This is a genomic window from Marinactinospora rubrisoli (genome assembly GCF_042664915.1).
Taxonomy (GTDB): Bacteria; Actinomycetota; Actinomycetes; order Streptosporangiales; family Streptosporangiaceae; genus Marinitenerispora; species Marinitenerispora rubrisoli.
In genome coordinates this window covers 17,254-26,119 of the sequence record NZ_JBHTBH010000014.1, presented here as the reverse complement: position 1 = coordinate 26,119, position 8,866 = coordinate 17,254, and the positions used below count along the sequence as shown (strand labels likewise).

Genomic DNA, 8,866 nt, shown 5'->3' with positions numbered 1-8,866 from the left:
CCGGCCGCCTAGAAGGGAGGCTCGCCGGGCTGGCCGACGTTCGCCGCCGGCCGCGCCCCCCACGGGTCGGCCTGCGGCTGCCCGAACCCGCCCTGCTGACCGTAGCCAGCTGGCGCCGGGGAGGACTGGCTGCCGTCGGGCTTCGCCGCGCGGACCGGCCGGGCGATCTCATCGATCACGACCTGGTCGGCGGACCGCTTCTGGCCAGTGGTCTTGTCTTCCCACTGGTCGGTCTTGATCCGCCCCTTCACGGTGACGAGGTCGCCCTTCGACAGGCCGGAGTCGGCGATCGCTTCGGCGGTCTTGCCGAAAGCGACCGCGCGGCCGAACCAGGTGTCTCCGTCTTCCCACTGGTTCGTCTGCTTGTTCAGGCGGCGGCTGTTCGCCGCGAGCCGGACGCTCAGCACGCCGACGCCGTTCTGGCTGAAGCGCATCTCGGGGTCGGCCACCAGCCGGCCGGTCACGGTGATCTCTGGGAGTGCCATTTCATTGCTCCTTCGTGGTGGGTGAGGCGGGGCGACGTTTCCGCCCCGCCGATACTTCAGTTGCCGTGTACAGAGCCGCCAGGTGTTTGTGTGACGTGGCACACAGAAGGCGTAGGGAGTCACGCCTCCCCGGCCGCTCGTCGCTCGTCCGCGTAGTCCGCCGCCGCTCTCACAGGGGCATCGACGTATGGGGCGAGGTCGAACCCGTTGTCGAGCCACCCGAGCAGCCGCACGAGGTTGTCGGCGGATGGCGCGGGTCCCCCGCGCCCGATACGGGTGAGCAGTGACGGGCTCACCCCGGCCTGAGCCGCCACGGCCCGCCACGACATGCGGTGGGCCCGCCGGCGGCGGTCGAGGGCGACGTAGAGGGCGTCAAGGTCGAGGGCAGCCATCACGCACCCCCGGCCGCTCGTCGTTCGTCCAGCCGGGTGACTCCGGCCCGGCGCTCGTCCGCGTAGTCCGCCGCCGCCAGCAACGCCATCGCCACCCGCCGGGCGTCGGCGACCGCCACGGGCCGCATGTCCTCCACGTCGGAGTAGTCGGGGGTGGACACGTACACGCAGTCGGACGCCTCCGGGTCGGTCACTGCCCGGACGATCCACCGGTCCATCTCCCGGCGACGGCCGACCTCGGTAGGGCTCGCGATGTCCCACTGAGGGCCCGGCATCGGATGGTCGGCCGGGTTGGTCCGAGTAGGTTCGGGCCGCGTGGCGGTGTCGACCAGAGCGATCAGGTCGGCGAGTTCGGCCCGCACGTCGGCGAGGATGTGCTCCGGGATCGCCATCACGCCTCCCCGGCAGTTTCGCGGGCGCGTGCCGCGGCTCGTTCGTAGGCGGACTGGTCGAGGTGGTCGATGACCAGTTGCAGGTCGTCGCGCTCCGACCGGAGCTGCTCAACGGTCTCCTGGAGCTGCCCGCAGCGGACGACCTCGTCGGCGAGCTTCTCGCGCAGCCGCCGCTCCAGGTCGCGCCCGCGCCTGGACGTCGCCCACCGCCGGATCAGCCGCGCCTCCCGCCGCGTCGCCGTGTACTGCGACGGGTCCACGGCCCCACGCGGCAGGTTCCGCCAGTCGATCGCGTCGAGGATCTGGAGGGCGTCCCGCTGAGCGAAAGAGCTCTCCAGCATCGCCGCGGCCCAGTCGGCCACGACTCCGAGCCGGGCGCGCAGCCGGTCGACCTCGGCCTCCAGGTCGACGAGGCGCTCGGCGTCCTCGTCCACGTCCGGGGCCGCCTGGTCCGCGAGGTCCGCGAGGTGGTCAGCGGCGTCCCGCCACGCCTGTCCGTACCAGCCCGGACCGTGCAGCGCCGTCGGCACGGGCATGGCGCGGAGTTCGTCGGCGGCCCACTGCAGGACCGCGGCACGGTACGCGGCACCCAGCGGCTCCTGCACGAGCACCGCGCGGGCGACGCGTCCGGCGTGATCGTCGCCGAGTCCCTCCGCCGAGGGGCCCCACAGGGTCGCCTCGTACTCCAGCCACTCGGCAACGGCGCGCCAGCGGGGATCGGCGTCCTGGCGGGCGGCGCGGGCGGCGCTGCGCAGGATCTGAGGGGCAATGTGGCCGCCCGTCGGTCGGTCGCAGTCTGTCGTCTGCCGCAGCGCCGCTCCGTCTCTCATCTCCTCGGGCACGGGCACGCCGGGCGCGGCCTCGGTGTGCAGCCGGTCGCCGACCAGACGGCCGCACACGCAGTTTCCAGACCAGGAGTGCGAGTCGCGGGCGTAGACGTGGGGACGGCCGTACTGGCTCGGCCGGGTCGCGGGCGAGCAGGCGTCGTTGGCATTCATCGGGGCTCCTCCTTGGCCTTGGTGGTGGCCTTCCGGGTCTTCATGCCGCACGCTTCGGCCAGCTCGCGGCGGTGGCGCTCCTGTTCGAGCCGCAGCCAGTAGGTCGGACCGACGGGATATCGGCTGGTCCGCCGGGGCGGCGGGGCGATGCGCTCGGCTTCCAGCGCCTGGAGCCGGGTCCGGTAAGTCGGGTCCATCGGGTCCTCCTGGGTGTGGGATCCTGGGTGGCGGACCAGCCCGTTACCGGCGGGCTGGTCCTTTCTCGTGCAAGGGGTCATGCGGTCAGGCGGCCGGTGCGGATTCGGTGCCGCAGGCGGGACACGGGACTCGCGCGGTCAGGTCGGGCGTGGGGACGGTCCGGGTGTCCTGGTTGCACTTGCCGCACCACTTCGCGCGGTGCACCGCCGTGACTGGAGCTGGCTGGTCGGGTTCGGCAGCCGGCTCGGGGTCGCCATCAGCGATGAGCCGCAGCGCTTCGTCGAGCCGCTCTTGGTGGTATCCCGTCGGCATGTCCCGCCGGCCGACGCCGACGACCCGGCACGGACGCAGCGCGTCCATCCCGCAGATCCGGCACGGCACCGACAGGGCGGTACGGCGGCGGACATAGTCGGCGCCACGGGCCTCGGCGTAGACACCGGTCGGCGGGACAGCGTCGACGGACCCGGGTTCCAGCGCCAATACCTCGTCGACCCGCTTGCCATCGGCGAGAGCCCTCAACTGGGCGCGGAACTGCTGGCTGTAGTCCCGCGCGTCGGGATGCGCCGGCGGCAGTGCAAGGTCGGAGTTCTTCATCCGCTCGGCGCGGATCTTCTTCACCTCGGCGCGAATCTCGGCCGGGGACACGAACGCGCGGGTCCTGGTCGCCGCGAGGAGTCCCTGCTTGGCGTCGTCGAAGCCGATGTCGCCGAGGAGGTCGAACCAGATGTCGGGCGTGAATTCGTCGAAGTGCTGCTGTGGGCAGGCGGCCCGTGCGAGGCGGGCGAGGGTGGTGGCTTCGGTGGGGGTCACAGGGCACCTCCGTTCATCTGGGCTTCGCGGGCGCGGGCGCGTTTCATGGCTCGCCCGAAGAGGTCGTCGGACTGCTGCTGGCGGGAGTTGATGGCGACGACGTTGGGGCTGCGGACTTGCTGCAGGGCGATCTGCAGGACCGCGCCGGTGACGGGGCGTTCTTCGCGGCCGATGGCGTCGAGTGCGCGGGCGAGGTCGTCTCGGTCGACGCCGTTGCCCAGTGCGGTCTTGATGATCTGGCGGATGGAGATGAAGGACTGGGTGCGGCCGGTCTTGTAGCGCTGCCAGAAGGCGTCGGCGAGCTGCTGCGCCTGGACGGTGAGGCCCTGTGAGGCGTCTGCCTGGGACGTTTTGGTGTTTTCGCAGGTCGTGCCCGCAATCTCTGATTGCGGAAGTTTTTTTTGAGCTTCGCCAAAAGAAACACCTGCACCCTCACCTACACCTGCACCTACACCGGACCCTTCCGGGAACCCTTCGGGAAACCCTTTCGGGAACCCTTCGAGAACGGGCTGTGCGGGTTCGTCAACGACCTCCATGACCTGCGGATTCATGTCCTCGACGCGAAAGGAGGGCACCACCTCCCCGTTTGTCAAGGGGGGTGAGGTGGGATTTTCTTCCGGGAGGGGCCGCGAAGGGGGTTCCAAAAACCCTTCCGGAAGGGTTTGCGGAAGGGTTTCGAGAAGGGTTTGCACGAGGGTTCGAGACTGCTCCGCGCGCTTCCCATCGAGAGTGTCCAACGGCAGCCGCGACAGCTCATGCCGAAGCACCGCCCGAAGGGTCGCCGACATCGTGTTCTCCACGTGCCCGAGCGCGCTCTTGAGGACGTTCGGCTGCCTCCACAGGCCGTCATTGCGGATGAACGTCCGGATGAGGACTTCCTCGGTGTCCTCATCCACGATCACGTACCAGTGCGCGTGCAGTTCAGCGAGCGCCGCGGTCACGGTCGCGTCGGTGGAGTCCCGGGCCAGCTTCTTCCAGCGGCGTTCCTGGAGCGGTAGGACTCCTGCGGAGTTGAGGTTGGGCTGCGACAGCAGCAGGAAGTACAGCCGCTGTGCGCTCTCGGAGAGCCGGCTGACGAAGTGCTCGTCCTGCCAGATCCCCGACTTGATCTGCGCGTAGCTGCGGGCCATCTGCGAAACTCCCGAAAGGCGAATAGGCGGTTGGTGGGGTGGTCCGGCCGGCGGGGCGGGCGCCGGCCGGAGGGGTCAGACGTCGCCGTTGATGGCGGCGTACACGTCGTCGCAGCGCACGACGTGCACGCCGTCCTTGTCGCGGTGAGCGCGGAGTGCGCCGACCCGGGCGAGCGCCGCCCGGGCCGCGCGCCGTTCGCGGGCGAGGCGGCCGATCTGGTCCTCCACCTCGCGGACTTCCGCCTGCGCCTCGTCGCGGTCGGCCCGCGCCTCGTCGCGTTCACGCTGGAGGCGGGCTGCACGGTCGGTGAGTTCGTCGACCTCGGCGAGGAGGGCGGCGATCCCGGCGGGTGCGTCGGCGATCAGCTCAGCGACCGCGTACCCATGGTCGGGGACGGTGGCCACCAGGCCGGTGTCGCCGTCGTCCCGGTAGGTGACGACCCACTCGCCGCTGTCGGAGGGGTCGGGGTCGATCTCCCAGTTGGGCAGGTTGGACACGGCGGTGAGCCGCTCGCGGATGGCGTCGAGCTGCGCGGTGGTCATCATGAATGTCCTCCATCTAGTCCTGGGGCTGGTGTTGCGTGCCCTCCTCCGTCGTGAGCGGACGCGGCCCGGGGCCGGGGAGGACTGAGGGGTCAGGCACGCTCGCGGGCCACGACCTCGTAGTCGTCATCGAGCGAGACAGCGGCGAGGATCGAGCGGACCAGCGCCAGGACGTCCTCCTCCTCCCAGGGCAGGTTCACCTCGTAGGGCGGCTCGACGCCCTGGCAGGACACGACCCGGACGTGGAGGGTCTCTTCCGAGACCTTGAGGGTGGCTCCGTGGTCGTCGGTGTAGGTGTAGAGCCACGGGCTCTCCGAGGACGTCGCCTCGCGGGGCACCTGTATGAGGAGCTTCGACAGTTCCTCCGGGGTGTCGACGCGGAGGCGCTTGCCCGCCAGGCCGATGCGCCCGTCCGTGTCCACGTCGACGGACACGAGCGCGCCATCCCGGTAGACGGCGTCAGCGACGGCGCCGGTGAAGACGGTGCCGCGTGTGATGCCGGAGGCTCGCGTTCCGGAGGTGATCTCGAAGGGGGCGGTGGTGGCGAAGTAGGGAGTGAACGTCATGCGGCGCTCCTCGTGGTTGCAGGGGTTCGGTCGTGCCCGCCCCGGTCGCGAGCCGGGGCACCGGCTGGGTCCGGTCGGGCTGGTCAGGCGGTGGCGTTGTCTTCGGCGGTCATGTCGCGCACCCGCCACATCAGGTGCACCCGCTCGATCGCCTCGCGCTTGGTGGGGGCGTACATCGGGGTCGGGGTGCCGTCGACGTCGACGACCTGCCACTCGCCCCGACGCGTCTTCTGGATGCCGGCGCCGCGGGAGACATGCTCGACCGGTGCGGGGGCGCGGTCGTTCTCGATTCGTGCGGCGCCGAGGGCCTCGGCGCGCCGGTACGGGCCGGTGGTCCTGCCGTCGCGGGTGTTGCGGACGTACCACCGGCCAGACCGCTTGATGACCTCGTAGGGCCGGTACTTGGTGGCGCGCTGGATGACGATCTCGTCGGGTCGGCGTGCGCTCGCGCGGGTCCGCTGCTGTCCCTCCGGGACTCGGTCGGCGTCGGTCCACCCGCCGGGCGGCTCTTCGGGGCGGCGGCTCATCGGGGTCCCGCCCATCCGCGCTGCTCGCGGGCGGCCCGCTGCTGGGCGTGACCGATCGCGTGGAGCGCGGCAGAGCTGGACAGGCCGTGCTCGGTCATGAGCGCGGCGATCACCTGGCCGGGGGTGCGGGCGTCCATGGGGGCGCCCTGCCACGTCCACCCGCGCGGCGTGCGGGCGAGGCTGTCGGCGGCCTGGGCGGCGACGGCGGCGCGGTAGACGCGCCGCATCCGCTGAGCGGCGATCTTCGCGGCGAGGGTCACGGTTCCTCCCGTGTGGTTTCCTGGTGTCCGGGCCGCCCCAGGTCGAGTGGGGCGGCCCTTCGCGTGGGTGGGGTCAGGCAGCGGTCCGGTCGGCGGCGAGTAGCAGCGCAAGGCTGACGATCGCGGCGAGGGGGTGGCCGCGGTCGGTGAGGATCGTGGTTCGGTTGTCGCCCGCGGCGCCGTCGATGAGGTGGCGCAGCATGCTCGGGGCCCGGGTGAGGGTCCAGCTCGCCCGTCGGATGTCGACCGGGTGCCACATGCTGAGGTCGACCCAGACGATGCTGACGATCGCGGCGCCGAGTCGGCCGCCGGTCGTGGTGAGCAGGACCGGCTGTCCGGCGCGGGCTCGGCGGGCGTACCGGCCGAGGTGGGCGTAGAGACTGGTGGCGGTCGGGGCGGGGCCGTACTTCTCGGCCAGGGCGTCGATGGCGTCCTGGGTGAGGTGCGGTGGGAGGGCAGGGATCGTGGTCACTCGACTTCCTCTCAGGCGTAGTAGCGGTCGAACCTGATGCCGCGGGTGCGCAGCGCCTCGCGGGCGAGGTCTGCGCCGTTCGGGGCACCGTCGGCGATCGCCTCCAGCACGTCCCGGTGCAGCTCGTCCTCCTCGTAGTGCGCGACCTCGTCGTCCCCGCTGATCGAGTCGATGTGCTCGACCCGACGCCGGATTTCACGGATGTTCATAGGGGTCCTTCCTGGTCAGGCCGCGAGAGCGACGAGCTGCGCGGCGACGCGGTGGTAGCAGGTGTGGCGGCCACGGAGGCCCGCCGTCCAGGCGTGCACCTGCCCGGCGGTCTTGTGGGTGGTGGAGCCGTCCGTGGAGACGACCCGCCAGACGCGGTTGCCCCGCAGGGGGACGATCCCGCCGTCCTCGATGAGCTCCTGTGCGCGCTCGATGGTGGTCGGCTTGTGCTGGGCGATCACCTTGGCGCGGGCTTCGGCGAGCGCGCGGGCGCGGCAGGTGGGGCCATAGCCGAGCGCGATCGAGCGGGCGGAGCGGAGGGGGCGGTTGCAGTAGCGGCAGCGGGTCATCAAGACCTCCGTGGATATCCATCGTGGATATCCACAGACTAGCCACTGTGGATATCCACCGCAAGGGGTTTCCTGGAGAATCTGGATATCCACAGTTACGATGTCCGCATGACCGCCACCGACAAGCACACCCCCCACCGACCCATCCGGGTCGACCAGGACCTGTGGGACCGATTCGGCGAACTCGCCGGCGACCGCAGCCGTGCCGAGGTCGTCCGGGAGTTCATCCGCTGGTACGTCCGCGAACGCGGCGCGAAGCTCCCCGAACGCCCGACGGCCTCCTGACCACATGCCTCCGACCGGCCCCGCGTGGGGCCGGTCTTCGGTGTGCCCGCGGACAGTCACGCCGCCTCCGGGGAGGATTCGCCGTCGAGGAGCGCCTCGAAAGCGTCCAGCAGCGCAGTGATGCGGGCCCCCGCTTCGTCCCACGACATGGGCTCGCCGTCGACCGGCCGCGCGGCCGGGCACCCCTCGTGCGGTCCGGCGCACCAGTGCCGCCCCAGCGCCTCCACCCCGCCCGCATTGAGCAAGCAGGCGGCGGCGATCCCTCGCGCCAGCGCGGTCCCGCCGATGGAAGCGCCCCGACGACCAGCGGCGCTCTCGGGTCGGAACAGCAGCTGGTCGCCACTGTGGCCGAAGTCCACGCCCGCGCGGGCCGCGATTGCCGTCAGCACCTCCTCCCGCCGCCTAACGAGATCGGGCCGTGCCACGTGGGCACGCAGCTCCGCGATGTGGAGAGGAACCGTCAAGGCGACGGCGTCGGCCAGCAGCGGGACGCCGATCGGGTCATGCCGGTTGGGGTTCACGCGGCCACCGCCTCGTCGGCCGCGCGCCGGCGCGCACGGTGACGCCGTCTCCACTCCCGCGCCCCGGCCACGATCAGCGGCGACCGGTCCCCCTCGGCGAGCGCCCGTCGGCAGCGGATCGCCTCCGTGTCGGACATGAGCGACGCCCGATGCTCAACGGCCGCCCAGTACTCCTCCTCCGGAAGGTCGAGGAGGTCTTCCTCGTGCGCGGCCGGCGGCAGCCACCCCTGCTTGCGCGCCCAGCCGCGGGTCCGGGACGCCGACCGGCTCTCCGGCGCCGGACGACTGGACAGCTCCGCGTAGATGTCCGTGACCCGTGCGGCGGTCCGCGCGGCCACCAGCCGCGCACTGCTCGTCACCCGCGCCGTCACGCTCCGCGGCAGCCCATGCTCCTCTTCGAGCGCGGCGGCGGAGTAGCCGAGCGCGCCGAGGGCCTGCAGTCGGCGGCGGGTCCCGTCCGCGCACACCTTCGCATCGGGCAGCGGATCCAGCTCGACGGCGAGTAGCCGCCGGGCGACCTCAGCGGAGACTGCCCCGGCGTGGTTGAGCAGGTGGAACACCGTGGCGTGAGCAATCCCGGCCTCCTCTGCGACCCGATGGGCGCCCACACCTGCGGCTTGCAGGCGTCGCAGGTGCGCGCGTACTTCGTCGAGGTCGCCCCACGGCTGCCACCGCCCGGTGCCGATCAGCACCCGGCGGCGCTTCTCATAGCGGGACCGCGCCACCCTGC

Annotated in this window: 17 protein-coding genes; 1 reads left to right on the top strand and 16 read right to left on the bottom strand. The window is 71.6% G+C overall.

Annotated features, from left to right (window positions below; translation table 11 throughout):
- Nucleotides 1–8: 8 nt before the first annotated feature.
- The 14 genes from ACFQRF_RS23980 to ACFQRF_RS23915 form a co-directional block, all read right to left on the bottom strand.
- Nucleotides 9–485 carry a single-stranded DNA-binding protein gene (locus tag ACFQRF_RS23980; protein WP_379873445.1) on the bottom strand — a complete coding sequence of 159 codons (477 nt, stop codon included), beginning with the start codon at nt 483–485 and terminating at the stop codon, nt 9–11.
- A gap of 119 nt (nt 486–604) precedes the next feature.
- Nucleotides 605–877 carry a helix-turn-helix domain-containing protein gene (locus tag ACFQRF_RS23975; protein ID WP_379873444.1) on the bottom strand — a complete coding sequence of 91 codons (273 nt, stop codon included), beginning with the start codon at nt 875–877 and terminating at the stop codon, nt 605–607.
- The gene (locus ACFQRF_RS23970) at nt 877–1,269 is read right to left on the bottom strand and encodes a hypothetical protein (RefSeq protein ID WP_379873443.1); all 393 of its coding nucleotides are present in this window, start codon (nt 1,267–1,269) and stop codon (nt 877–879) included. The genes ACFQRF_RS23975 and ACFQRF_RS23970 overlap by 1 nt, the downstream gene beginning before the upstream one ends.
- Nucleotides 1,269–2,267, bottom strand: coding sequence for a hypothetical protein (locus ACFQRF_RS23965; protein ID WP_379873442.1), 999 nt, complete (start codon nt 2,265–2,267; stop codon nt 1,269–1,271). The genes ACFQRF_RS23970 and ACFQRF_RS23965 overlap by 1 nt, the downstream gene beginning before the upstream one ends.
- On the bottom strand, nt 2,264–2,464 hold the full coding sequence (locus ACFQRF_RS23960; protein ID WP_379873441.1) for a hypothetical protein: 201 nt from the start codon (nt 2,462–2,464) through the stop codon (nt 2,264–2,266). Before ACFQRF_RS23960 ends, ACFQRF_RS23965 begins: the two co-directional genes overlap by 4 nt.
- A gap of 85 nt (nt 2,465–2,549) precedes the next feature.
- A complete protein-coding gene (locus tag ACFQRF_RS23955; protein WP_379873440.1) occupies nt 2,550–3,275 on the bottom strand; it encodes a zinc finger domain-containing protein in 726 nt (241 codons plus the stop codon).
- Nucleotides 3,272–4,405: a hypothetical protein gene (locus tag ACFQRF_RS23950; RefSeq protein ID WP_379873439.1), complete on the bottom strand. Its 1,134-nt coding sequence runs from the start codon at nt 4,403–4,405 to the stop codon at nt 3,272–3,274. The genes ACFQRF_RS23955 and ACFQRF_RS23950 overlap by 4 nt, the downstream gene beginning before the upstream one ends.
- A 75-nt stretch (nt 4,406–4,480) precedes the next feature.
- The gene (locus tag ACFQRF_RS23945) at nt 4,481–4,951 is read right to left on the bottom strand and encodes a hypothetical protein (RefSeq protein ID WP_379873438.1); all 471 of its coding nucleotides are present in this window, start codon (nt 4,949–4,951) and stop codon (nt 4,481–4,483) included.
- A gap of 89 nt (nt 4,952–5,040) precedes the next feature.
- On the bottom strand, nt 5,041–5,514 hold the full coding sequence (locus tag ACFQRF_RS23940; RefSeq protein WP_379873437.1) for a hypothetical protein: 474 nt from the start codon (nt 5,512–5,514) through the stop codon (nt 5,041–5,043).
- An 83-nt stretch (nt 5,515–5,597) separates the two neighbouring features.
- Nucleotides 5,598–6,056 (bottom strand): hypothetical protein, encoded by a 459-nt coding sequence (locus ACFQRF_RS23935; protein WP_379873436.1) that lies wholly within the window; start codon nt 6,054–6,056, stop codon nt 5,598–5,600.
- The gene (locus ACFQRF_RS23930; RefSeq protein WP_379873435.1) at nt 6,038–6,301 is read right to left on the bottom strand and encodes a hypothetical protein; all 264 of its coding nucleotides are present in this window, start codon (nt 6,299–6,301) and stop codon (nt 6,038–6,040) included. Before ACFQRF_RS23930 ends, ACFQRF_RS23935 begins: the two co-directional genes overlap by 19 nt.
- 73 nt (nt 6,302–6,374) lie before the next feature.
- On the bottom strand, nt 6,375–6,773 hold the full coding sequence (locus tag ACFQRF_RS23925) for a hypothetical protein (protein WP_379873434.1): 399 nt from the start codon (nt 6,771–6,773) through the stop codon (nt 6,375–6,377).
- A gap of 11 nt (nt 6,774–6,784) precedes the next feature.
- Nucleotides 6,785–6,982, bottom strand: a complete 198-nt coding sequence (locus tag ACFQRF_RS23920; RefSeq protein ID WP_379873433.1) for a hypothetical protein — start codon at nt 6,980–6,982, stop codon at nt 6,785–6,787.
- A gap of 15 nt (nt 6,983–6,997) precedes the next feature.
- The gene (locus tag ACFQRF_RS23915) at nt 6,998–7,330 is read right to left on the bottom strand and encodes a DUF6011 domain-containing protein (protein WP_379873432.1); all 333 of its coding nucleotides are present in this window, start codon (nt 7,328–7,330) and stop codon (nt 6,998–7,000) included.
- A gap of 108 nt (nt 7,331–7,438) precedes the next feature.
- Between ACFQRF_RS23915 and ACFQRF_RS23910 the strand changes: the two genes are divergently transcribed.
- The gene (locus tag ACFQRF_RS23910; protein ID WP_379873431.1) at nt 7,439–7,615 is read left to right on the top strand and encodes a hypothetical protein; all 177 of its coding nucleotides are present in this window, start codon (nt 7,439–7,441) and stop codon (nt 7,613–7,615) included.
- A 56-nt stretch (nt 7,616–7,671) separates the two neighbouring features.
- Here the strand turns inward: ACFQRF_RS23910 and ACFQRF_RS23905 are convergent, their stop codons facing one another.
- On the bottom strand, nt 7,672–8,136 hold the full coding sequence (locus ACFQRF_RS23905; protein WP_379873430.1) for a hypothetical protein: 465 nt from the start codon (nt 8,134–8,136) through the stop codon (nt 7,672–7,674).
- Nucleotides 8,133–8,861 (bottom strand): hypothetical protein, encoded by a 729-nt coding sequence (locus ACFQRF_RS23900; protein ID WP_379873429.1) that lies wholly within the window; start codon nt 8,859–8,861, stop codon nt 8,133–8,135. The genes ACFQRF_RS23905 and ACFQRF_RS23900 overlap by 4 nt, the downstream gene beginning before the upstream one ends.
- Nucleotides 8,862–8,866: the final 5 nt, after the last annotated feature.